The organism is Nonomuraea africana (assembly GCF_014873535.1).
In the GTDB taxonomy this organism is placed as follows: domain Bacteria; phylum Actinomycetota; class Actinomycetes; order Streptosporangiales; family Streptosporangiaceae; genus Nonomuraea; species Nonomuraea africana.
In genome coordinates this window covers 5,999,027-6,022,447 of record NZ_JADBEF010000001.1, presented here as the reverse complement: position 1 = coordinate 6,022,447, position 23,421 = coordinate 5,999,027, and the positions used below count along the sequence as shown (strand labels likewise).

The 23,421-nt window shown below is 71.4% G+C and carries 15 protein-coding genes; 10 read left to right on the top strand and 5 right to left on the bottom strand.

From position 1 onward, the window contains the following. Positions 1–96: 96 nt before the first annotated feature. From H4W81_RS28580 to H4W81_RS28570, 3 genes are read right to left on the bottom strand one after another with little or no spacing between them, the layout of a single operon-like run. Entirely contained in the window at positions 97–1,620 is a 1,524-nt protein-coding gene (locus H4W81_RS28580) for a tripartite tricarboxylate transporter permease (RefSeq protein ID WP_192777652.1), read from the bottom strand. Beyond that, positions 1,621–2,199 (bottom strand): tripartite tricarboxylate transporter TctB family protein, encoded by a 579-nt coding sequence (locus tag H4W81_RS28575; protein ID WP_192777651.1) that lies wholly within the window; start codon positions 2,197–2,199, stop codon positions 1,621–1,623. It abuts the gene before it with no gap. Beyond that, a complete protein-coding gene (locus tag H4W81_RS28570) occupies positions 2,199–3,167 on the bottom strand; it encodes a Bug family tripartite tricarboxylate transporter substrate binding protein (RefSeq protein WP_192777650.1) in 969 nt (322 codons plus the stop codon). The genes H4W81_RS28575 and H4W81_RS28570 overlap by 1 nt, the downstream gene beginning before the upstream one ends. A 136-nt stretch (positions 3,168–3,303) precedes the next feature. Between H4W81_RS28570 and H4W81_RS28565 the strand changes: the two genes are divergently transcribed. From H4W81_RS28565 to H4W81_RS28555, 3 genes are all read left to right on the top strand, one after another. After that, complete coding sequence (locus H4W81_RS28565; protein WP_192777649.1) at positions 3,304–4,842, top strand: ATP-binding protein; 1,539 nt, start codon at positions 3,304–3,306, stop codon at positions 4,840–4,842. Beyond that, complete coding sequence (locus H4W81_RS28560) at positions 4,839–5,492, top strand: response regulator (protein WP_192777648.1); 654 nt, start codon at positions 4,839–4,841, stop codon at positions 5,490–5,492. The genes H4W81_RS28565 and H4W81_RS28560 overlap by 4 nt, the downstream gene beginning before the upstream one ends. Before the next feature lie 74 nt (positions 5,493–5,566). Then, positions 5,567–7,552: a VanW family protein gene (locus H4W81_RS28555; RefSeq protein ID WP_192777647.1), complete on the top strand. Its 1,986-nt coding sequence runs from the start codon at positions 5,567–5,569 to the stop codon at positions 7,550–7,552. Here the strand turns inward: H4W81_RS28555 and H4W81_RS28550 are convergent, their stop codons facing one another. After that, a complete protein-coding gene (locus tag H4W81_RS28550; protein ID WP_192777646.1) occupies positions 7,553–8,620 on the bottom strand; it encodes a PQQ-dependent sugar dehydrogenase in 1,068 nt (355 codons plus the stop codon). A 29-nt stretch (positions 8,621–8,649) separates the two neighbouring features. On the opposite strand from H4W81_RS28550, the gene H4W81_RS28545 reads away from it, so the two are divergent. From H4W81_RS28545 to ilvC, 5 genes are all read left to right on the top strand, one after another. Next, a complete protein-coding gene (locus H4W81_RS28545; RefSeq protein WP_192777645.1) occupies positions 8,650–9,558 on the top strand; it encodes a 2-hydroxyacid dehydrogenase in 909 nt (302 codons plus the stop codon). A 257-nt stretch (positions 9,559–9,815) separates the two neighbouring features. Next, positions 9,816–12,461, top strand: coding sequence for a putative bifunctional diguanylate cyclase/phosphodiesterase (locus H4W81_RS28540; protein ID WP_192781092.1), 2,646 nt, complete (start codon positions 9,816–9,818; stop codon positions 12,459–12,461). 151 nt (positions 12,462–12,612) lie between these two features. Next, positions 12,613–14,406, top strand: a complete 1,794-nt coding sequence (locus H4W81_RS28535) for an acetolactate synthase large subunit (RefSeq protein WP_318782009.1) — start codon at positions 12,613–12,615, stop codon at positions 14,404–14,406. 82 nt (positions 14,407–14,488) lie between these two features. Continuing rightward, positions 14,489–15,013 (top strand): acetolactate synthase small subunit, encoded by a 525-nt coding sequence (gene ilvN / locus H4W81_RS28530; protein ID WP_192777643.1) that lies wholly within the window; start codon positions 14,489–14,491, stop codon positions 15,011–15,013. 22 nt (positions 15,014–15,035) lie between these two features. Next, a complete protein-coding gene (gene ilvC / locus H4W81_RS28525; protein WP_192781091.1) occupies positions 15,036–16,025 on the top strand; it encodes a ketol-acid reductoisomerase in 990 nt (329 codons plus the stop codon). Positions 16,026–16,183: 158 nt separating this feature from the next. Here the strand turns inward: ilvC and H4W81_RS28520 are convergent, their stop codons facing one another. Beyond that, a complete protein-coding gene (locus tag H4W81_RS28520) occupies positions 16,184–17,956 on the bottom strand; it encodes an MFS transporter (RefSeq protein WP_192777642.1) in 1,773 nt (590 codons plus the stop codon). 182 nt (positions 17,957–18,138) lie between these two features. On the opposite strand from H4W81_RS28520, the gene H4W81_RS28515 reads away from it, so the two are divergent. Together H4W81_RS28515 and H4W81_RS28510 are read left to right on the top strand one after the other, a co-directional pair. Continuing rightward, positions 18,139–21,297, top strand: coding sequence for an ATP-binding protein (locus tag H4W81_RS28515; protein ID WP_192777641.1), 3,159 nt, complete (start codon positions 18,139–18,141; stop codon positions 21,295–21,297). Positions 21,298–21,448: 151 nt separating this feature from the next. Continuing rightward, the gene (locus H4W81_RS28510; RefSeq protein WP_192777640.1) at positions 21,449–23,305 is read left to right on the top strand and encodes a LamG-like jellyroll fold domain-containing protein; all 1,857 of its coding nucleotides are present in this window, start codon (positions 21,449–21,451) and stop codon (positions 23,303–23,305) included. Positions 23,306–23,421: the final 116 nt, after the last annotated feature.

Sequence of the window (23,421 nt, the reverse complement as noted above, 5' to 3'; positions counted from 1 at the left end):
TGCCACGACACGGAAGCCCCGCCGGCTGGACGGGCCGGCGGGGCCTCGACGTCATGTCCCAAGAACCACAGGGGAGATGCCCCCTGAGGCTCCGGGCTACTCCACCCGTGACGCAGGTGTGACCGCTTCGCCGCGCCGGCGTGCCCACAGGCGCCGGAACAGCGGCGTCAGGAGGGCGAGAGCGGCCAGGGCGAGCAGGACGGCCGCGATGGGGCTCCTCACCAGTGTCGTCACGTCGCCCGCGCTGATGGCCAGCGCCCTGCGCAGCTGGATCTCGGCCATGGGGCCGAGGATCATGCCGATCACTGCGGGGGCGATCGGCAGGCCGAAGCGGCGCATGGCGTAGCCGAGCAGGCCGAGCACGAACAGGACGACGAGGTCCACCGCCGAGGAGTTCAGCGCGTAGACGCCCAGCGCGGCGAAGAGCACGATGCCCGCGTACAGGTAGGGCCGCGGGATGCGCAGGACGCGGGCCCACAGCGGGGCCAGCGGCAGGTTCAGCACCAGGAGCATCGCGTTGCCGATGAACAGCGAGGCGATCATGCCCCACACCAGGGCGGGGTTGTGGTTGAACAGCTGGGGGCCGGGCTGCAGGCCGTACTGCTGGAAGGCGGCCAGCATGATCGCGGCGGTGGCGGAGGTGGGCAGGCCCAGGGTGAGCAGGGGCACCAGGGTGCCCGCCGCCGAGGCGTTGTTGGCGGCCTCGGGGCCCGCCACGCCCTCGATGGCGCCCTTGCCGTACTCCTCCTTGGCCACGCCGCTGGCGAGCTTCTTCTCCGTGGCGTAGGACAGGAAGGTGGGGATCTCGGCGCCGCCGCCGGGCAGCGCGCCGAAGGGGAAGCCGAACGCGGTGCCGCGCAGCCACGGCTTCCACGAGCGGCCCCAGTCCGAGCGGCCCATCCACGCCGCGCCCACGGGGACCACCTCGGGGCTGGCGTGGCGCAGCCTGGAGGCGACGTAGAGCGCCTCGCCCAGCGCGAACAGGCCGACCGCCACGATCACCACGTCGATGCCGTCGAGCAGCTGGGGGACGCCGAGGGTGAGGCGGGCCTGTCCGGTCTGCACGTCGATGCCGATCAGGCCGATCACCAGGCCGAGGCCGAGGGAGGCCAGGCCGCGGACCATCGAGCGCGACAGCACGGAGGAGATGGCGGTGAAGGCCAGGATGGCCAGCGCGAAGTAGTCCTCGGGGCCGAAGGAGATCGCGAAGTCGACCACCGCGGGGGCGGCCACGACCAGCAGGCCGGTCGCGATCGTGCCCGCGACGAACGAGCCGATGGCGGCTGTGGCCAGCGCCTGGGCGGCCCTGCCCCGCCTGGCCATCTTGTTGCCCTCGAGCGCCGTGATCATCGAGGACGACTCGCCGGGCGTGTTGAGCAGGATGGAGGTGGTGGAGCCGCCGTACATACCGCCGTAGTAGATGCCGGCGAACATGATGAACGCGCTGGCCGGGGGCACGGTGAAGGTGATGGGCAGCAGCAGGGCGACGGTCATGGCGGGCCCGATGCCGGGCAGGACGCCGACCAGCGTGCCGAGCGTGACGCCGACGAGCGCGTAGAGCAGGTTGACCGGGGTGAGGGCGGTGCCGAAGCCCTCCAGGAGGAGCTGGAGCGATTCCACTCAGATCACCCCCTGCAGGAGGCCGCCGGGCAGGGTGACGCCGAGGCCCTTGACGAAGGCCACGTAGGAGAGCACGCCGAGGACCACGGCGATGACCGCAGCCCTCGGCTTGCTGCCGGCGCCCAGGACGACCGAGAGGCCGAAGAAGAGCAGGGAGGCGGCGATGATCCAGCCGAGGGTGCCGAGGAGCGCGGTGAAGGCCAGGAAGATGCCGCTGACCAGGCCGACGCTTCTCCAGTCGGCGGGGGCGTCGGCGTCGATGTCCTCGCTCTCCTCGGGGTCGCCCCTGCCGCCGCGCAGGACGTCGAGGGTGTAGAAGACGCCGATGAGGACGAGGGAGCCGCCGACGAGCATCGGGAAGAACCGAGGGCCGAGGCCGAGGGCCGAGGTGGCGGCGGCGACGTCCAGCGTGCCGACGATGACGAGCACACCCAGGACGAGGACGACCAGGGAGAGGCCGAGTTCGGGCCGCCACCAGGCGTGCCGCTTCGCCTCTCCTGGTGGGTTCGTGGCATGACTCCCGGTGGGAGGAGGGACGGCGCCACCCGGGGTGGCGCCGTCGTCGCGCGGCGCGGACATCAGGAGACGAGCCCCATCTCGGCGATGACCGCCTTGACGCGCGTCTGCTCGGCCGTCAGGAAGTCGGCGAACTGCTGGCCGGTCTGGAAGGCGTCGATCCAGCCGTTCTTGGCCACCGCGTCCTTCCACGCCTGCGAGTCGTGCATCTTGGTCACCAGATCGATGAGCGACTTCTTGTCGACGTCGCTCACCCCGGCGGGGGCGACCATTCCGCGCCAGTTGGCCAGCTCGACGTCGAGGCCGCCCTCCTTCAGCGTGGGCGCGTCCACCGAGTCGATGCGGGCGGGCGAGGAGACGCCCAGCGCGCGCAGCTTGCCCGACTTCACGTGCTCGGCGAACTCGCCGACGCCCGAGACGCCGATGGTGACCTTGTTGCCGAGCAGGGCGTTGAGCGCCTCACCGCCACCCGAGTGGGCGATGTAGTTGACCCGCTTGGGGTCGACGCCGGCCGCCTTGGCCATCAGCCCGGCCAGGATGTGGTCGGTGCCGCCGGCCGAGCCGCCCGCGACCGACACCTTGGCGGGGTCGGCCTTCCACGCCGCGGCCAGGTCGGCCAGCGTCTTCAGCGGCGAGTCGGCGGGCACGACGACGATCTCGTACTCCTCGGTCAGCTTGGCGATGGGCGTCGTGTCCGCCAGCGTGACCTTGGACTTGTTCTGCTCGATCGCGCCGACCATGACCAGGCCCATGGTCATGAGCATGTTGCCGTTGCCCTTCTCGCCGGCGAGCTGGGCCAGGCCGATGGTGCCTCCGGCGCCGGGCACGTTGAAGACCTCGATCTTCCGGTCGGGGAAGACGGACTTGATGGCCTGCTCCGCCGTACGGGAGGTCTGGTCCCACCCGCCGCCGACGGCGGCGGGCGCCATGATGCGCAGTGTGCCGGTTCCGCCGGTCGTTCCCTGGCCGCCGCAGCCGGTGAGGGCCGCGACGGAGAGGGCGGCAATTGCGGCAAGTATGCGGAGTCGCATGATCACTCCAAAACGGGGGGTCACAATTTCGAATACTGGATGGTGAAACGGACATCCCCCCACGTCGAGTATTTACTCGCTTGCCGTCGTAAAGGACATATTGGTCGCGACCCTGGCGTGACCTGCCGGTGCTTGCATGGCAGCTGTGAGACTCGGCACGCAACTCTTCGTGCTGCAGATGGTGATCGTCGTCCTCGCCGTCAGCGGCACCGCTGTCGTGTGGGCCCAGCACACCCGCACCCAGCTCGATTCGCAGTACCAGCAGCGGGCGCTGGCGATCGCCGAGGCGGTGGCGGGGATGCCGCAGGTGCGGGCCGCCTTCGCCGCCGAGGATCCGTCCGCGCTGCTGCAGCCCATCGCCGCGGGCGTCCAGCTGGAGACCGGCGCCGACTACGTGGTGATCGCCAACAGGGAGCAGAAGCGCTACGCCCACCCGAACACCTCCCTCATCGGCAAGCGGCTGTCCACCGACGGCTCGCAGGTGCTGACGGGGCAGAAGTGGGTCGGGGTCCAGACCGGCACGATCGGCACCACCGTGCGGGGCAAGGCGCCGATCTACGACGAGTACGGCACGGTCATCGGGCTCACCTCGGTCGGCGTGCTCGTGGAGAAGGTGGACGCCCAGGTGGGGGCGGTCCTGGCGCCACTGCTCTACACGGCGCTCGCCGTCCTGGTGGCCGGTTCGGCGGCGGCGGCGCTCATCGTGCGCAGGGTGCGCAGGCAGACCTTCGGCCTCGAGCCGGGAGAGATCGCCAAGCTGCTCGAGCAGCGCGAGGGCGTGCTGCACGGGGTCAAGGAGGGCGTGCTCGCCCTCGACATGGAGGGCAGGGTGACGCTGGTCAACGACGCCGCCCGCGAGCTGCTCGGCGAGGTCGGCGCCGACCTGACCGCGATGCCGGTCTCCGAGCGCATGCGCGACGTCCTCGGCGGCGCCGACCCCGGCGAGGACCGGATCGTGCTGCACGGCGAGCGGGTGCTGGTGCTCAACCGCACCCCCGTGTCCGTGCGCGGCAGGCAGCGCGGCTGGGTGATCACCCTGCGCGACCGCACCGAGCTGGTACGGCTGGCCGCCGAGCTCGACTCGGCCAGCTCGGCCACCGAGGCGCTGCGCGCCCAGGCCCACGAGTTCGCCAACAGGATGCACACCGTGGTCGGCCTGCTGGAGCTCGGCGAGCACGACGCCGCGGTCAGCTTCATCACCAGGACCACCCGCAACACCTACGCGACCGGCATCCGCGACCGCGTCGCCGATCCCACGCTGGCCGCGCTGCTGCTGGCCAAGTCGGCGGAGGCCGCCGAGCGCGGCGCGACCCTGGTGCTCGCCGACGACACCTGCGTGCCCGAGGGCGTGATCGACGACCCGCAGGACGCCGTGCTCGTGGTCGGCAACCTGGTCGCCAACGCGATCGACGCGCTCGACGGCGCGCAGGGGACGATCGAGGTCTCGGTGCGGGCGACCGAGGAGGGCCTGCGGGTGCGGGTCGGCGACTCGGGCCCCGGCATCACCGCCGACCTGGTCGAAGAGGTCTTCAGGGAGGGGTTCACCACCAAGGCGGCGCACTCGGGGCCGCGCGGGCTGGGCCTGGCCCTCACCAGGCAGGCGTGCATGCGCAGGGGTGGCTGGGTGCGCGTCCACAACGCGGGAGGCGCCGTGTTCACGGCGTTGCTGCCATGACCGTCCGTGTGCTCGTCGTCGACGACGACTTCATGGTGGCGCGCATCCACGGCGGCTACGTGTCGAAGGTGCAGGGGTTCGAGGTCGTCGGCACTGCCCACACCGGCGCCGCGGCCCTGGACGCGGTGGCGAGGGAGCACCCCGACCTGGTGCTGCTCGACATCTACCTGCCCGACATGTCGGGGCTCGAGGTGCTGAACAGGCTGCGCGGCGTGGACGTCCTCATGATCAGCGCGGCCCGCGACCTGCCCACGGTCAGGGAGGCGATGCGCGGCGGCGCGATCAGCTACCTGATCAAGCCCTTCACCGCGGCCGCGCTGGCCGAGCGGCTCACGCAGTACGCCGCCACCCGCAGGCAGCTCACCGCCATCGGCCCCGAGGTACGGCAGGACGACATCGACCGCCTCTTCGGCGTCGTGCGCGCGCCTCTGCCCAAGGGACTGTCCTCGGCGACGTGCGCCCTGGTCGCCGACGCGCTGCGCCAGGCCGCCGGCGATCTGTCGGCCAGCGAGGCCGCCGCGCTGACCGGCCTGTCGCGGGTCAGCGCCCGCCGCTACCTCGAATACCTGTGCGCGGCGGGCCGCGCCGAGCTGAGACCCAGGTACGGCACGACGGGCCGTCCCGAACACCGCTATCGCTGGATGTCCTGATTCAAGGTACATATCGTGCCAGGAGTGCCTTACTGTTTCCTGAGGGAGAGCAGCGATGGGGAGGAGTTTGAGGCGTGGCGAACGCCCGACCGATCGATCCACCGACCGACCCGTTCGCCTCGGTGCCCACGCCACCCCCGGGTAATGGCAGGAAACCCAGGATGGGCGGGCTGCCGCCCGGCGTCTCACCCGACATCTACGGCCCCGGAGGCCGGCGGGAACCGGCTCCCGCCGGGCCGAACGCGCTGCCGCCCGTGGCCCCCGTGCCCCAGCCGTGGCCCATGGCGGAACCGCAGCGCCACGACGCGCCCCCGCCGCCCCCTGACTTCGGATTCCAGGAACGCTCCTCGGAGCCGCCGCGCCCGCCCGCGAAGCGGGGCGGCCGCCTGCTCCCCGTGCTCGCGATCGTGCTCGGCGTGCTGGTGGCGCTGGCCTACCTCGTCCCCGCGGTGGCCATGTCCGGCTCCGTGCTGCGCGGCACCAGGGTCGGCGGCGTCGACATCGGCGGCATGACCGTCACCGAGGCGGCCGACACGCTCAGGGACGAGCTGGCGCCCAAGGTGGAGCTGCCCCTCGACGTCGAGGTGAACGGCCGCAAGGAGACCATCGACTCCGACGAGGCGGGCGTCGAGCTCGACGTCGTGGGGACGATCGAGCAGGCGCCCAGCGGCTTCCCCGACCCCGTCGAGGTGTGGCGGGCGCTGACCGGGACGACCGAGATCGAGCCGAAGGTCTCCGTGGAGTCCGCCCAGCTCGCCAGGACCGTCGAGTCGCTGGCCGCCAAGGTCGACCAGAAGGCCAGGGAGGGGCGCGTCGTCTTCAAGGGGACCACGCCCGTCTCCGTGGCCCCGCGCGACGGGGTCGTCCTCGACCAGGAGGCCGCGGTCAAGCTGATCAGCGACGGCTTCCTCAAGCCGCGCGCGACCGTGTCGCTGCCCGTCAAGGTGGACCAGCCGACGACCACGCCCGCCGCCGTCAAGGCGGCCGCCGCCACGGCGGCCAAGGCGGTGTCCGGACCGATCACCCTGACCAGAGACGGCAAGCAGGCGCAGATCCCCGCCTCGGTCATCGCCGCCAACCTCACCTTCGTCTCCGACGGCGAGGGCGCCCTCGAACCCCGCTTCGACGCCAGGAAGGCGCTGAGCGGGATCGAGAGCCAGCTCATCGACGCCGCCCAGGCGCCGCGCGACGCCACCTACGACGTGGTCGGCGACCGGCTCAAGCTGGTTCCCGCGCGCAAGGGCAAGGGCGTGGACGACAAGCGTCTCGCCGCGGACGTGGCCAAGGCGCTCGCGTCGGGCGGCAGCCGTACCATCCCGGTGGAGCTGGCGGTCGTCGCGCCGCGGCTGACCGACAGCGAGCTGCGCGGCCTGGGCATCAAGGAGAAGGTGGGCTCCTTCACCACCCAGCACCCCTGCTGCCAGAACCGAGTGACCAACATCCATCTGATGGCCGACGCGGTCGACGGCCACATCGTCAGGCCCGGCGAGACCTTCTCCATCAACGGCCTCGTGGGCGAGCGCACCGCCGCCAAGGGCTACCTGCCCGCCGGGCAGATCGTCGCGGGCAAGATGGAGGACGGCGTCGGCGGCGGCGTCTCGCAGTTCGCGACCACGATGTACAACGCGGCCTACTTCGGCGGCTTCGAGGACGTCGAGCACCTGGCCCACATGTACTGGATCTCCCGCTACCCGCCGGGCCGCGAGGCCACCGTCTTCTGGCCGACCGTCGACCTGAAGTGGAAGAACGACTCCGAGTACGGCGTGCTGGTCAAGACCTCCTACACGAGCACGTCGATCACGGTCACGCTCTGGAGCACCAAGCGCTACGACAAGGTCGAGTCGGTCACCTCGCCGAAGAGGAACGTCGTGCCGGTGGTCCGCGAGCAGGACGACAGCCCCGACTGCAAGCCGACCGAGGGCCACGAGGGGTTCACGATCGACGTGACCCGCGTGATCTCCAACGACGGCGCGGAGGTCAAGCGGGACACGAAGACCACGGTCTACCGCATGGAGAAGCTCGTGACCTGCGTCAAGCCGCCCTCCGACGACCTGGAGTAGTCAGCCCACGGGCACCGACATGATCCGGTCGTCGCCCTGACGGGGGTCGCCCCTGCCGTCCTTGTTGCTCGTGCCGATCCACAGGGTGCCGTCGGGGGCGAGGGTGACGGCGCGGAGCCTGCCGTGGGCGTCGCGCAGATGGTCGACCGGCCGGCCGGCCGAGCCGGCCCCGTCCAGCGGCACCTGCCACAACCGCTCCCCGCGCAGCGCGCCCACCCACAGCGAGCCCTCCGCGTAGGCCATGCCCGAGGGGGAGGCCTCCGAGGTGTCCCAGGTGACGATCGGGTTGACGTAGTCGGGATCGTCGCCGACGCCCTCGACCTCGGGCCAGCCGTAGTTGCCGCCCGCCTCGATCAGGTTGACCTCGTCGAAGGAGTTGGCGCCGAACTCCGAGGCGTACAGCCGACCCGAGGAGTCCCACGCCAGGCCCTGCACGTTGCGGTGGCCGTAGCTGTGGACCAGGGTGCCGAACGGGTTGCCCGGCGCGGGCGCGCCGTCGGCGGTCATCCTCAGGATCTTGCCCGCGAGCGAGTCGCGGTCCTGGGCGAGGGCCTGGTCGCCGGTCTCGCCGGTGCTGGCGTAGAGGAAGCCGTCGGGGCCGAAGGCGAGTCTGCCTCCGTTGTGGATGCCGCCCTTGGGGATGCCCTTGACGATCACCTTCCGGTCCGAGAGCGTGTCACCGGCCAGCCGGTAGCGGACGATCCTGTTGTCCGAGGCGGCGGTGTAGTAGAGGAAGACCTGGTCGCCTCGGGCGGCCACCCCCATCAGGCCGCCCTCGCCGTCCGGTTCCACGCCTTCGATCTCTCCCAGCGGGGTGACCTTCCCCGCCGCCGTCACGCGCAGCAGCCTCGCGCTGTCGCGCTCGGTCACCAGCGCGTCCCCGCCCTCCGTGAAGGCGATCGCCCACGGCACCGACAACCCCTCGGCGATCGTGCGGGGATCGCCCGGCGTGGTCGTGGGGCTCGCCGTGCCCGCCGGGCGGGCGGCGATCTCGGCCGGCGCCGCGGCGCACCCCACGACCGTGAACGCGGTCATCATGATCACAAACCAGGCCCTCATGTGTCCCATACTGACCCTGTGCCCATAAAGTTCGGCGTATGAAGATCTGGGTGCCGTCCGAGGCGGCCGCCGGCGTGCTGACCGACCTGCCCGACGTCGAGTGTGTCGTCTACGACGGCCAGGGGCCGGTTCCCGACGGGGCCGACGAGGTCGAGGTGTGGATCCCGCCGCTCATCCCGGTGCCGGACACCCCCGGGCTGATGGCGGCGATGAAGCGGCTGAAGCTGGTGCAGACCGTGACCGCGGGCGTCGAACCGTACCGGCCGGACCTGCCGCAGGGCGTGACGCTGTGCAACGCGCGGGGCGTGCACGACGCGGGGACCGCGGAGTGGGCGGTCGGCGCGATGATCGCGGTGCTGAGGGAGTTCCCCGGCTTCGTCGACGCCCAGCGCAGGGGGGAGTGGACCTACCACCACACCGGCGTGCTGGCCGACGCGCGAGTGCTGATCGTCGGATACGGCTCCATCGGGGCCGCGCTCGAACGCCGGCTGGAGGGGTTCGAGGTCGAGGTGGTCAGGGTGGCGAGGACGGCCCGCGAGGGCGTCCACGCGATGGAGGAGCTCGAGAGCCTGCTGCCCGAGGCCGACGTCGTGGTGCTCCTGGTACCCGCGACCGCCGAGACGACGGGCATGGTCGACGCGGCCTTCCTGGCGAGGATGAAGGACGGCGCGCTGCTGGTCAACGCCGCCAGGGGCGCGGTGGTCGTCACGGACGACCTGGTGGCCGAGCTGGAGTCGGGACGGCTGCGCGCCGCGCTCGACGTGAGCGACCCCGAGCCGATCCCCGAGGGACATCCGTTGTGGAACGCGCCAGGGGTGTTCATCACCCCGCACGTCGCGGGCAGCACGCCGGCCTCGACCCGCAGGTCACTGCGGCTGATCCGCTCGCAGCTGCTGCGCTACCTGGCGGGCGAGCCGCTGAAGAACGTGATCACGGAGTCGTACTGACAAAGGGATTCCGGAACGTGTCTGCCCCGTGACCTTCGGTGCGTACGGTGGGCGTCATCGATGATTCCACGACAGCATTCGCTGACCCGTTGTCAAGGAGATCTTCGAGTGAAGTGGTCCTCATGGTTATCAGATCGGTGACGACTCCCGGGTTGTCACCCCCCGCGCACCCCGGAGCGCACACACTGGCGATGTGCGACTGCCGACCCCCGGCAGTCACGTGAGCTGACTCGGACTCGGGATGGGCAACGACATTGATCCGCTGGCGTGATCCACGGGCGCCGCTCGCCGCCGCAGCCGCGACAGGCGTGGCGGGGCTCGCCGCTGCCCTGCTCGCGGGCGCGCCGGCCCTGGCGACCGGCGCGGTCGCCGGCGGGCTGGCCGCGCTGCTGGCCGCGGTCTCGCTCCTTGTCGCCTCGGTCAAGATGGCGCCGGGGCACCGGCCGGCCGCGCGCTGGCTCGGCTCGGGCGCGGTCGTCTGGCTCCTCGGCGTGGTCCTGCGTCCCGTCGCGGCGGGCTCGAGCCTCGTGGTCAACTTCGCCGACCTGCTCGTGCTCGTGGCGATCGTGCTGCTGGCGGGCGGGTGCGTGCTGGCCGCGGGCCGGCCGTTGCACGCCCGTGCCGTCCTGCGTCATCTCACCGACGCCTACGTGTGCGCCGCCGCGCTGTTCCTGATCAGCTGGGTGGTCGCGCTCAGACCGCTCTACACCGACCTCGGCGACTCGTCGACGTTCATGATCACTTTGCTGCCCGCGCTGGTCAGCCTCGTGGTGACCTGCGCGGTCGGGCCCGTGGTGGTCACCGCCAGATCGCCGATCTGGCCGCTGGGCCTGGCCGGCCTGGCGGTGCTGGCCGCGGCCTCGATCGGCGAGCTGGCCGCGGCGGTGGCCAGGCTCGGCGGCGTCGATCCGCCCCGCTGGAGCCTGCTGCTCGCCCCCGTCGCCTTCCTCCTGCTGGCCGCGCTGCCCTGGAGCGGAAGGTCGAGTCGGATCGTCGACGCGGGCGCCGAGGAGTCCCGCCCCCGCACGGGCCAGGTGGCCGCCACTTTGATCTCCGTGGTGCCGCTCGTCCTGGTCGTGATCGCCGCGGCCGGGCTGGTGATCAGGCCGCAGGGGCGGCCGGTGACGGGCGTCGCGCTGGTCGCCGCCTCCGTGGTCGTGATCCTGGTCATCCGCGTGTTCGTGCTGGTCACCGCCAACGCCCGCATGCGCCACCTGGTGGCGCTGGCCGACCGACAGCTGCGGGAGCTGGCCGAGAGCACCGGCGACGTGGTCCTGCTGTGCGACTACGAGGGCGTGGTCCGCGAGATCGGCTCCGGCGTCGAGGTGACCTACGGCTACCGCCCCGACGACCTGGTCGGCGGCTCGATCTTCGACTACGTCCACCCCGAGGACGTGCCCGGCATCCAGCTCGCGCTGCGCCAGATGGGCCTCGACGAGGATCCCGTCGCGCCCGGCGCCTGCCTGATCGCCTGCAGGGTCAGGGCCGCCGACGGCACCTGGCGGCCGACCGAGTCCGTGGCCACCCGCCACGTTCGCGGCGAGGACCTCTTGCTGGTCACCACGCGCGACGTCAGCGACCAGGAGGCGCTGCGCAATCAGGTCGCCCACCTGACCTTCCACGACGGCGTCACGGGGCTGCCCAACCGCTCCTACTTCGAGGAGCGCACCCGCGAGGTGCTCGAGGGCAAGGTGTCGGGGCGCACGGCGGTGATCTTCCTGGATCTCGACGGGTTCACCTCGGTCAACGACTCGGTGGGCCACGCCAGCGGCGACTACCTCCTCGGGCAGGCCGCCAGACGGCTTCGCGGCGCCGTACGGCCCGACGACACGCTGGCGCGCTGGGGCGGCGACGAGTTCGCCGTCCTCGTCGAGACCGGGCCCGAGGCCGCGCAGGTGGCGGTCGACGTGGCCGAGCGGCTGGTGCGGGCGGTCTCGCAGGAGCCGTTCAGGGTGGCCGACCGCGACGTGGCGCTGACGGCCAGCGTGGGCGTGGCCTTCGCCGAGGACGGCGTGCCCGCCGGCGACCTGATCCGCAACGCCGACGTGGCGATGGCCAGGGCCAAGGAACTGGGTGGTCGCCGGGTCGAGGTGTTCGCCGCGCACATGCACGCCGACGTGGTGCGCAGGCTGGAGTTGGCCGCCGACCTGCAGCGCGCGCTCATGGAGAACCAGTTCGCGATCGAGTACCAGCCCGTGGTCGACCTGGCCACCTCGCGGGTGACCGCGGTCGAGGCGCTGGTGCGGTGGTGGCGCGGTTCGGTGTTCGTGCCGCCCGAGCAGTTCCTCGGCCCCGCCGAGGACACCGGGCTCATCGTGCCGCTCAGCGAGTGGATCCTGCGCGAGGCGTGCCGCGAGGTGGCCGCGTGGCGCGCCTCCTCCTGGGACATCGGGCTGTCGCTCAACCTGTCGGCCCGGCAGATCACCGCGCCCAGGTTCGTGGAGACGGTCTCCGAGGCGCTGGAGGAGAGCGGCCTGCCCGCCTCGGCGCTCACCCTCGAGGTGATCGAGGAGATGCTGGTCGAGGACGCAGAGGAGACGATCAGCAGGCTGTCGGAGCTGCGCGCGCTCGGCGTGCGGCTGGCCATCGACGACTTCGGCACCGGCTACGCCTCGCTGGCCTTCCTGCGGCAGCTGCCGGTCGACATGATCAAGATCGACCCGTCCTTCGTCTCAGGGCTCGGTCGCGACGAGACGCTGACCCTGCTCACCCGCACGATCGTGCGGCTCGGCGGCGACCTCGGGCTGATCGTGGTGGCCGAGGGCATCGAGCGGCCCGAGCAGCTCGAGCTGCTGAGGGAGATGGGGTGCACCCGAGGCCAGGGCTACCTGGTGGCCAGGCCCATGGCGGCGCGCGGGGTCGACTCGCTCATGCGGACCAACCTCACCAGTCTCGGATCGTGAGACGCGCGTATCACCAGGTTGACATGCACTGCCCGGGAGCGGCTATGGTGGTGCCCATGCTTCGCAGTGAGATTCTCGTAGTACTTCGCTGGCGCGCAGGCCGTTAAGCGAAGCACTTCGACCTGCGCGCCGCCCCGAGTCCCACAGATCCGTGGGAGAGGGGCATTTTTTATGTCCTCAGTGCTCAACGCCACGCAAGGAACGAGCGATGACCGAACGGATGACAGGTGCACAAGCCCTCGTGAGGGCGCTGGAGCACGTCGGAGTCGACACCGTGTTCGGGATCCCTGGCGGCGCCATCCTTCCCGCCTACGATCCCCTCTACGACTCGACCAAGGTTCGTCACGTGCTCGTACGGCACGAGCAGGGCGCCGGGCACGCCGCTGAGGGTTACGCCCAGGCGACGGGCAAGGTCGGGGTGTGCATGGCGACCAGCGGCCCTGGTGCGACGAACCTGGTGACGCCCATTGCCGACGCCTACATGGACTCGGTGCCGATCGTGGCGATCACCGGGCAGGTGACGAGCAGCCTGATCGGCACGGACGCCTTCCAGGAGGCCGACATCTCCGGCATCACCATGCCGATCACCAAGCACAGCTTCCTGGTCACCGACGCCGCCGACATCCCCCGCACGATCGCGGAGGCCTTCCACATCGCCTCCACCGGCCGTCCCGGTCCCGTTCTCGTCGACATCTCCAAGGACGCGCTGCAGGCCGACACCGCCTTCGTCTGGCCGCCCGTCATGCAGCTGCCCGGCTACCGTCCGGTCACCAGGCCGCACTCCAAGCAGATCCGCGAGGCGGCCAAGCTCATCGTCGAGTCGAAGCGGCCCGTCCTCTACGTCGGCGGCGGCGTCCACAAGTCGGGCGCGTCCGGCGAGCTGCTGAGGCTGGCCGAGCTGACCGGCATCCCCGTCGTCACCACGCTGATGGCCCGCGGCACCTTCCCCGACAGCCACCCGCAGCACATGGGCATGCCCGGCATGCACGGCAGCGTCTCGGCGGTCGGCGCGCTGCAGCAGTCCGACCTGATCATCGGCCTGGGCGTCAGGTTCGACGACAGGGTCACGGGGCAGCTGGCCAGCTTCGCCCCGCACGCCAAGATCGTCCACGCCGACATCGACCCCGCCGAGATCTCCAAGAACCGCCACGCGGACGTGCCGATCGTCGGCGACTGCCGCGAGGTCATCGCCGAGATGATCAACGCGGTCGAGGCCGAGCCCCGCAAGGGCGACTACACCGAGTGGTGGAAGACGCTCAACGGCTACAAGGAGACCTACCCGCTCGGCTACGAGGAGTTCGCCGACGGCTCCCTGGCCCCGCAGTACGTCATGGAGCGGCTGAGCGCGATCGCCGGCCCCGACACCTACTTCGTCGCGGGCGTCGGCCAGCACCAGATGTGGGCCGCGCAGTTCATCGACTACGAGAACCCGGGCACGTTCATCAACTCGGGCGGTCTCGGCACGATGGGCTTCGCGGTCCCCGCCGCGATGGGCGCCAAGATGGGCCGCCCCGACGCCACGGTCTGGGCGATCGACGGCGACGGCTGCTTCCAGATGACCAACCAGGAGCTGGCGACCTGCGCGATCGAGGGCGTGCCCGTCAAGATCGCGATCATCAACAACGGCAACCTCGGCATGGTCAGGCAGTGGCAGACCCTCTTCTACGACCAGCGCTACTCCAACACGAACCTGCAGGCGAGTCTCAGGATCCCCGACTTCGTGAAACTGGCCGAGGCCTATGGTTGTGTGGGCCTGCGCTGTGAGCGGCCCGAAGACGTCGACACGGTCATCAAGGAGGCCATGGAGATCAACGACCGCCCCGTGGTCGTCGACTTCGTGGTCCACCAGGACGCCATGGTGTGGCCGATGGTCGCCGCGGGCACCAGCAACGACGACATCAAGATCGCCCGGGACATGGCGCCGAAGTGGGAGAGCGAAGAATGACCAGGAGTGAACCCGACGCAGTGAGCGGAGGGGTCGCGAGGAACGAGCGCCCCCGGAGTGAACGAGGAGTGGTGAACGACCAATGAGCAGGCACACGTTGTCCGTGCTGGTGGAGAACAAGCCGGGTGTGCTGGCCCGGGTGTCCTCGCTGTTCAGCCGCCGCGGGTTCAACATCGACTCGCTGGCGGTCGGGCCGACCGAGCACTCCGACATCTCCCGCATGACCATCGTCGTCGCCGTCGAGGAACTCCCGCTCGAGCAGGTCACCAAGCAGCTCAACAAGCTGGTGAACGTCCTGAAGATCGTTGAGCTCGACACCTCCCAGTCGGTGCAGCGCGAGCTGATGCTGATCAAGGTGAAGGCCGACGCCGACAGCCGCTCGCACGTCCTCGAACTGGTCCAGCTCTTCAGGGCCCGCTGCGTCGACGTGGCCTCCGACGCCGTGACCATCGAGGTCACCGGCACGCCGGACAAGCTCGAGGCCTTCATCAAGGTGCTGGAGCCCTTCGGCATCAAGGAGCTCGTCCAGTCGGGCATGGTGGCCATCGGCCGCGGAGCCCGTTCCATTACCGACCGGTCCCTCAGGGCACTGGACCGTACCGCCTGAAAGGTTTATGTAAGTGACCGAGATCTTCTACGACGACCACGCCGACCTGTCGATCATCCAGGGGCGGGTTGTGGCCGTCATCGGGTACGGCAGCCAGGGCCACGCCCACGCTCTGTCCCTGCGCGACTCCGGTGTGGACGTTCGCGTGGGCCTGCCCGAGACCTCCAAGAGCCGTGAGCTGGCCGAGGCCGAGGGCCTGCGCGTCGTCACGCCCGCCGAGGCCGCCGCCGAGGCCGACCTGATCATGATCCTCGCGCCCGACCACCTGCAGCGCGGCATCTACGAGAAGGACATCCAGCCGAACCTCCAGGAGGGCGACGCGCTCTTCTTCGGCCACGGCCTCAACATCCGCTACGGCCTCATCGAGGCGCCCGAGGGCGTCGACGTCGCCATGGTCGCCCCCAAGGGTCCCGGTCACCTGGTCCGCCGCCAGTACCAGGCGGGTCGCGGCGTGCCGTGCCTCATCGCGGTCGAGAAGGACGCCTCGGGCAGCGCGCAGGAGCTCGCGCTCTCCTACGCCAAGGGCATCGGCGGCACCCGCGCCGGCGCGCTGAAGACGACCTTCAAGGAGGAGACCGAGACCGACCTGTTCGGCGAGCAGGCCGTCCTGTGCGGTGGCGTGTCCGAGCTGATCAAGGCCGGTTTCGAGACGCTGATCGAGGCGGGTTACCAGCCCGAGGTCGCCTACTTCGAGTGCCTCCACGAGATGAAGCTGATCGTCGACCTCATGTACGAGGGCGGCGTCTCCAAGATGTACTGGTCGGTGTCCGACACCGCCGAGTACGGCGGCTACACCCGCGGCCCGCGCGTCGTCACCGAGGAGACGAAGAAGGAGATGAAGCGCATCCTGGCCGAGGTCCAGGACGGCACCTTCGCGCGCCAGCTGGTCGAGGAGTTCGACGGCGGGCAGAAGGAGTTCACCCGCTACCGCGAGGAGCTGGCCGAGCACCCGATCGAGAAGACCGGCGCCAAGCTGCGTCCGATGATGAGCTGGCTCAAGGCCGAGGGCTGATCCCCCAGGGGCGCCCCGGTTTCCAGGGGCGCCCCGCCTGTTCCTCCCGCGGCCACCAGGCGGTCACCAGCCCGCGTCCACCCAGTCCGTGCCGCCTGTTTCGCCCGGCGGTCACTAACCCGCGTTCACCGGGTCCGCGCCACCTGTTTCTCCTGCGGTCACCAGGTCGCGTCAACCAGGTCCGCGCCGCTCTCCGTCCTGTCGTCCGTGCGGCAGGTCGCCCGGCTCTCCGTCCTCTCGTCCGTACGGCAAGCCGTGCCGGCCGCCTCCGTGGTCACCGGCCGGCCTCCGTCCAGGGGACGCTCCTCGGGCGCGCGGGGTCGCTCGCCGTCACGGACCGCGCCCGTCTCCACCAGCCGACAGATCAGCACCGAGGCGGCCAGTGCGGCGACGACCAGCACCGCGAGCCCGGCCCGCGCCGCGCCCGTCCAGTCGCCGGCGGCGTCGAGCACGCCGAAGACGAGCGGCCCCACGGCCGTGACGCCCAGCACGCCGCCGACCTCCTGCACCGTGCCGAGCACGCCCGCCGCCGCTCCCGCGTGCGCCTGCCGTACCGAGGCCAGGACCATCGACATCAGCGGCGACATCACCAACCCCATCCCCGCGCCGGCCAGCAGCAGCCCGGGCACCAGGGCGCCGGGCGCGCCGCCCACCGCCTGGAAGGTCCAGAGCAGCCCCGCCGCCAGCGCCAGCGCGCCCGCGACCGGGAGCCGCCTGCCCGGCCGGTCACCCGTGCCGCGACGGGCGCCGAACGAGGCGGCCAGGAACCCCGCGTTGACGGCCGTGAACACCGCGCCCGCGGCGAGCGGGCCGAGCCCCCTGCCGTCCTGGAGGTAGAGGGCCAGCAGGAACGACAGCCCTGACGAGCCGCCGAACAGCAGCGCCACGGCGGCCAGGCCGGTGACGAACCTGCGCTGGCGGAAGAGGTCCAGGTCGAGAAGGGGCTCGGCCAGCCGCCGCTGCCTGGCGACGAACGCCGCCGTCAGCGGGACCGCGGCCACGAGCGAGGCCCACGCCCACGCGGGCCAGCCCGCCTCCCTGCCGTGGGCGAGCGGGAACACGACCGCCACCAGCGCGGCGGCGAGCATGGCGGCGCTCATGACATCGAGCCTGCCCCCAGGACGCGCCCCCTCCCGAGACGCCCTTCCCAACTCCCCTCCCGTGACCTGTGGCGCCCTTCCCTCGGGCTGCGGTAGCTGTGACGTCCTTCCCGTCGGTTGCGGGGTCCTTCCTGAGACCTGTGGCGACGGGCCTGTGGGCTTCGGGCTCCTTCCCGAGGTCTGTGGCGACTGGCCTGTGGGCTGCGAGGTCCTTCCCGAGGCCTGTGGTGAGCTTTCCGCGGGCTGTGGGGTTCTTCCCGCGTCGGGGACGAGGCGGTGGACGACGGCCAGGGCGAGCAGGCCGATCGGGACGTTGACGAGAAAGCACGCCCGCCATCCGAGCCCCGCCACGTCGAGCGCGACGACGGCGCCGCCGATCGCCTGACCGCCCACCCCGGCGAGGCCGACCGCCGTGCCGTACCAGCCGAAGGCCCTGGCCCGAGCGGCGCCGGGGTAGAGGGCCGTGAGCAGGGTCAGCACCTGCGGCGCCATGAGGGCCGCCGCGCAGCCCTGCAGCACCCGCGCCGTCACGAGGAACCCAGGGCCCGGCGCCAGCCCGCAGGCCGCGGAGGCGAGCGTGAACAGGGCGAGGCCGACGACGAAGACCCTGCGCGGCCCGTGGATGTCGCCGAGCCGTCCGGCGATGATGACGCCCGCCGCGTACGCCAGCCCGTAGCCCGCGATCACCAGCTGGGTCGAGGACTCGCCCGCGCCCAGGTCGGCGCGGATGGCGGGCAGGGCGACGTTGGCGACGAAGAAGTCGAGCGTGGTGACGAAGGCGGCGACGAGCAGGACGGGCAGCGCCCACCGGCTCCTGGTGGCGGCGGTCATGACCACTCCCCGGACCATGTCGTGCCGGTGGGCACGGCAACGGCGCCGCGCGTGCCACCGGTGACCCCGGCCTCGGTGTTCTTACTCATGGCCAGCACTCTGCTGACGGGTGGTTATGGATGGATTTGGGGGCGCTTACGGTGGCGGCGAAATTGTCGGAGGCCTTTGTTAGCTTGAGCGACATGCGATTCGGGGTGCTCGGCCCGCTGGCGGTCTGGTCGACGGAGGGGCGCTCGCTGCGTATACCCGAGGCGAAGGTGCGCGCGCTGCTGGCCGACCTGCTCGCCCACGCGGGGCGGCCGGTCTCCGCCGACCGCCTCATCGAGGACCTGTGGGGTGAGGCGCCGCCGGGCAAGCCCGCGGCGGCGCTGCGGGTCAAGGTGTCGCAGCTGCGCCGGGTGCTGGAGGAGGCCGAGCCCGGCGGCAGGGAGCGGCTGGCCTTCGGCCCCGCCGGCTACGTGCTGCGGATGGATCCCGGCGCGCTCGACGCCGACAGGTTCGGGGCGCTGACCGCGCGGGCGCGTGAGAGCGACGACCCCGCGGTGCGGTCGGCGCTGCTGGCCGACGCGCTCGGGCTGTGGCGGGGCGCGCCGTTCGCCGACTTCGCCGACGAGGAGTTCGCCAGGCCGATGATCGCGAGGCTGGCCGAGCAGCGGCTCGTGGCGCTGGAGGAGCACGCCGAGGCCAGGCTCGAGCTCGGGCAGCACGGGCAGCTGGCGGCCGAGCTGGCCGATCTCGTGGCCGCCCATCCGCTGCGCGAGCGGCTGCGCGCGGTGCACCTGCGCGCCCTCTACGGGGCGGGGCGGCAGAGCGAGGCGCTCGACAGCTACACCGACCTGCGCGACCTGCTGCGCGACGAGCTCGGCGTCGACCCGGGCCCCGACCTGGTCGCGCTGCACCGGGCCATCCTGGAGCAGGACCCCGCCCTGGCCCCCGTGCCCGCCAGGGCGCGCACCAACCTGCCCGTGCCGATGACCGGCCTGATCGGCAGGGAGGCGGCGGCGGCCGAGGTGCGCTCGCTCGTCGCCGCCCATCGCCTGGTGACGCTCACGGGCCCCGGCGGGGTCGGCAAGACCAGGCTGGCGCTCGAGGCGGCGTCGGGGCTCGACGGCGTCGGCCCCGACGGTGTTTACCTGGTGGAGCTGGCCGCCCATCCCTCGGCGGGTTGCGTGGTCGACGCCATCGCCGCGGTCGTGGGCGTCCGCGACGACAGGGCGGCGGGCAAGAGGGGCGCGGGCGCGCCCGAGCGGCTGGTCGAGGTGCTGCGCGACAAGCGGATGCTGCTGGTGCTCGACAACTGCGAGCACGTGGTCGAGCAGGTGGCCGCGGTCGCCGAGTTGTTGCTACGCGCTGCCCCCTCGCTGCGGGTCCTGGCCACCAGCCAGGAGGCGCTGGCCATCGAGGGCGAGGTGCTGTTCGCCGTCCAGCCACTCGACCTGCCCGATCGCGCCGGTGAGCCCACCGCCTCCAGCGCGGTCCGGCTCTTCGCCGCGCGGGCGAGCGCCGCCGCGCCCGGTTTCACGCTCGACGACGGCAACGCCGAGGCGGTCGCCGCCATCTGCAGGCGGCTCGACGGCATCCCGCTGGCGATCGAGCTGGCGGCCTCCCGCATGCGGGTGCTCAGCCCGGCCCAGCTCGCCGAGCGCCTCGACGACAGGTTCCGCCTGCTGGCCGGGGGCAGGCGTGACGCCCCGGCCAGGCAGCAGACGCTGCGCGCGATGATCGACTGGAGCTGGGAGCTGCTGACCGACGACGAGCGCGTCGTCCTGCGCCGCCTGGCCGTCCATGCCGACGGCTGCACGCTCGAGGCGGCGGAGGCGGTCTGCTCGGGCGAGGGCGTGCGCCCTGCCGACGTGCTCGACCTGCTGGCCAGGCTGGTCGACCGCTCCCTGGTGGTGGCCGTCGCGGGGGTGAGCGGCATCCGCTACCGTCTGCTCGAGTCGGTGGCCGCCTACTGCGTCGAACGGCTCGGCGAGGCGGGCGAGCTCGACTGCGTGAAGCTGCGCCACGCCGACCACTACCTCGCCCTCGCCGAGCGGGCCGACCTGCGGGTGGCCGGCCAGTCACGGTGGCTGGCCATGCTCGACGCCGAGAGCGCCAACGTCCGCACCGCCCTCGACACCGCCGCCCACCAGGGTGCCGCCGACACGGCGCTGCGCCTGGCCAGCGCCATGGCCTGGCACCTCATGCTGCGCTGCCGCTTCGACGAGGGCCGCAGGGCGCTGGCCACGGCACTGTCGGTGCCGGGCGAGGCCAACCCGAGCATCAGGGCGACGGCCGAGATCTGGTACGCGGGGCTCACCCTGCGCCTGGGCGGCTGCGAAGACGTCTCGGGCCTGGCCAGGAACGCGCTCGCGGTGCTCGAAGCCGATGGCGACCCCGTGCGGCTGGCGACGGCGCAGTGGCTGCTCGGCTTCATCCAGTGGGGCCAGGGCGAGCTGTCGGCCAGCGCCGAGCTGCTCAACCGGTCGCTGGCCACGTTCGAGACGCTCGGCGACCGGTGGGGCACTGCGGCCGCGCTGACCGCCAGGGCCTTTCAGTCCACGATCAGAGGCGACTTCGCCGCCGTCGAACGGGAGGGCGGGCGCAGCCTCAGGCTCTTCGAGGAGCTGGGCGACCACTGGGGCGTGCTCCAGGCGGTCGAGCCGCTGGCCATGCTGGCCGAGATCGACGGCGACTACGACAGGGCCGCCGGCCTGCACCGGCGGGCGCTGGCGATGGCCGAGGAGCTCGAGCTGTGGTTCGAGGTCTCGCGCAGCATGTCGGGGCTGGGCCGGCTCGCGCTGCTGGCGGGCGACTACGCCAGGGCCGACGAGCTGCACGAACGGGCCAGGCGGCTGGCGGTCGAGCACGCGCACCCCTACGCCGAGCAGTTCGCCGCGATCGGCCTGGCGCTCAGCGCGCGGCGGCAGGGCAGGCTCGAGGTGGCGGAGCGGCACCTGCGCACGTGGCTCGACTGGATCACGAAGATGGAGGGCGAGTCGGGGGCCGCCCTCCTGCTGGCCGAGCTGGGCTTCATCGCCGAACTGCGCGGCGACGCCGAGCAGGCGCTGTCGCTGCACCGCGAGGGATACGCCCACGCGGTGGCGACCGCCGATCCGCGGGCGCAGGCGCTCGCACTGGAGGGGATGGCGGGAGCCGTGTCGCTGTCGGGCGATCATCGAGGGGCGGCGCGGCTGCTGGGCGCCGCCGCGGCGGCCCGCGCGTCGGTGGGCAGGCCGCTGCCGGTGGCCGAACGGGGCGATGTCGATCGCATCACCGCGCGGTGCCGGCAGACGCTCGACCGGGCGGACTTCCTCGCGGAGTTCGCCAGGGGCGGCGCCCAGCCGGTGGCAGTGTAGGGAGCCCTTCCGAATCTTTTTGTGGTGACACTATAAGAATCATTATGTAGTGTCGCTATAACGAGTTTGTGGGGAGCGGCCGCAGGCCAGCGGTCACGACACAAGGGGATGTGCATTGCAGGGTTTATTTCGTGCTGCTATCGGGCTGATCATGCTGGCGGCAACGCTGACCGCTGCCCCAGCGCAGGGGGACACCGGTCTGGTCGCCGCATACGGGATGGACGAAGGTTCGGGGAATACGGTTCGCGACCAGTCCGGCAACGGCCACGACGGAACGGTCCGCGACCCGCTGTGGGTTTCCGGCAAGATCGGGAAGACGCTTCACTTCGATCATTACGACCTCGACGTGGACAGGACGGTGGTCGTCCCCGACGCTCCCGGGCTGCGGACGTCATCGGCGATGACGCTCGAGGCGTGGGTGCGGCCCCCGAACAACGACTCATCGTGCGGTGTCTCCAAGGTCTTCGAGGACCAGGACCCGTCCTTCAAACTCGGGTCCAACGGCTGGCAGGTGCGGATCGGCGGGAAAGCGTATGGCGGGGCCCTGTGGCTGACCCCGGAGACGTGGATCCATCTCGCCGTGGTCTACGACGGGACGAGGCTCCGGATCCTGGGAGACGGCTACGAGGGTGAATCGGTGCCGGTGACCGGCGCCGTCGACTTCGGCAGCGGGCCCCTGGTGATAGGCGGCGACGGGTATGCCCGCTGCCACGAGGGCAGAGTCGACGAGGTCCGGCTCTACCGGCGTGCCCTGACGGACGAGGAGATCCAGCGGGACATGGTCACGGCCGTCGCGCCGGACTCACGTGCTGCGGCTCCCGGCGGTCTCACGGTCGACGACAGCTCCGGCACCGCCCGGTTGTCGTGGGAGGCGGCCACGGACGACCACGGCATCACCGGATACGAGATCCACAGCTCGTGGAACGCGGATTTCGTGCCCACGGACCAGACCAGGGTCGCCACAGTGACCGGGCTCACGTACACCGAGGGCTGCGTCGAACGGGGCACGTACTTCTACCGTGTCGTGGCGCTGGACACGCTTCCTCAGCCCGGTCACGCCTCCGAGGCGGTCTCCGCCGAGATCACCAGGCCCGACTGCCCGCCGACGGCGCCCGACGTTACCGTCCAGCCACGCACCGGCTGGGCATGGCTCGGGCTCAGTGGCGCCAGTGACGAAAGAGGCGTCACCGAGGTTCAGGTCCATCGCTCGAAGCGGCCCGGCTTCACGCCTTCCGCCGAGACACTTGTCGCGAAGCTGGCCCCGACGGTCTGGCGGTACGCCGACGACGTGCCCGCATCAGGGAACTACTTCTACCGGACCGTGGCCGTGGACACGGCCGCCCATGTCAGCGAGCCCTCACCGGCCGTGGAGGCGTACATCTCCGCGCCTCCGGACCTGCGGTCGGAGCTGGTCGCCGCGTACGGACTCAACGAGGGCAGCGGGACGACGGTGGCCAACGCCAAGCCCGACGTCTACTACCCGGCCACGGTGACCAACCCGTTCTGGGTGCCGGGGAAGCACGGCAAGGGGCTGGCCTTCTGGGCGGGGTCGAGCGTCCGCGTCACCGCCCTGCCGTCCTTCGGCAACGCGACCATCGCCGCATGGGTGAAGCCGCAGCAGAACGGTGACGATCAGCGCGCGATATCGCTCTGGGCCACTGAGACCCAGACCGACCTCAGCCTGCAAGCTCATAACAGGTTCTTCGACAAGCCCGCCGCCACGCACGGATACGAACTGCTGACCGGACCCCGGGCACTGCCCACCGACAAGTGGGTTCATCTGGCGGCCACCTTCGACGCCGGCCACCAGACCCTCTGCTTCTACATCGATGGAGAGCTCCGCTGGTGCCTCCCCGATGACGGCGGCCTGTGGGGTACCGCTCAGCTGGGGATGGGCGGCGAGGGACGGAACTCCCTCAACGGCACGGTCATCGACGAGGTCCGTGCCTACCGCGCCGCGCTGACACCCCAACAGATCAAGACCATCATGGACACCCCGATCGGCTGAGAGACCAGCGGCGTTGCAGGTGGCCGGGCTCTCGTGCTCAGAGTCTCCGCGCTGATGGTCGCCGACGCCAGCGGGGTGGGCGACCACGGGCAAGGACTGACCACCGGGCTGCTCAA

Coding starts and splice junctions, on each gene's coding strand:
- H4W81_RS28570 (WP_192777650.1), bottom strand. CDS start 3,167: ATGCGACTCCGCATACTTGCCGCAATTGCCGCCCTCTCCGTCGCGGCC.
- H4W81_RS28550 (WP_192777646.1), bottom strand. CDS start 8,620: ATGGGACACATGAGGGCCTGGTTTGTGATCATGATGACCGCGTTCACG.
- H4W81_RS28560 (WP_192777648.1), top strand. CDS start 4,839: ATGACCGTCCGTGTGCTCGTCGTCGACGACGACTTCATGGTGGCGCGC.
- H4W81_RS28515 (WP_192777641.1), top strand. CDS start 18,139: ATGCGATTCGGGGTGCTCGGCCCGCTGGCGGTCTGGTCGACGGAGGGG.
- H4W81_RS28510 (WP_192777640.1), top strand. CDS start 21,449: ATGCTGGCGGCAACGCTGACCGCTGCCCCAGCGCAGGGGGACACCGGT.
- H4W81_RS28565 (WP_192777649.1), top strand. CDS start 3,304: ATGGCAGCTGTGAGACTCGGCACGCAACTCTTCGTGCTGCAGATGGTG.
- H4W81_RS28545 (WP_192777645.1), top strand. CDS start 8,650: ATGAAGATCTGGGTGCCGTCCGAGGCGGCCGCCGGCGTGCTGACCGAC.
- H4W81_RS28520 (WP_192777642.1), bottom strand. CDS start 17,956: ATGACCGCCGCCACCAGGAGCCGGTGGGCGCTGCCCGTCCTGCTCGTC.
- ilvN (WP_192777643.1), top strand. CDS start 14,489: ATGAGCAGGCACACGTTGTCCGTGCTGGTGGAGAACAAGCCGGGTGTG.
- H4W81_RS28575 (WP_192777651.1), bottom strand. CDS start 2,199: ATGTCCGCGCCGCGCGACGACGGCGCCACCCCGGGTGGCGCCGTCCCT.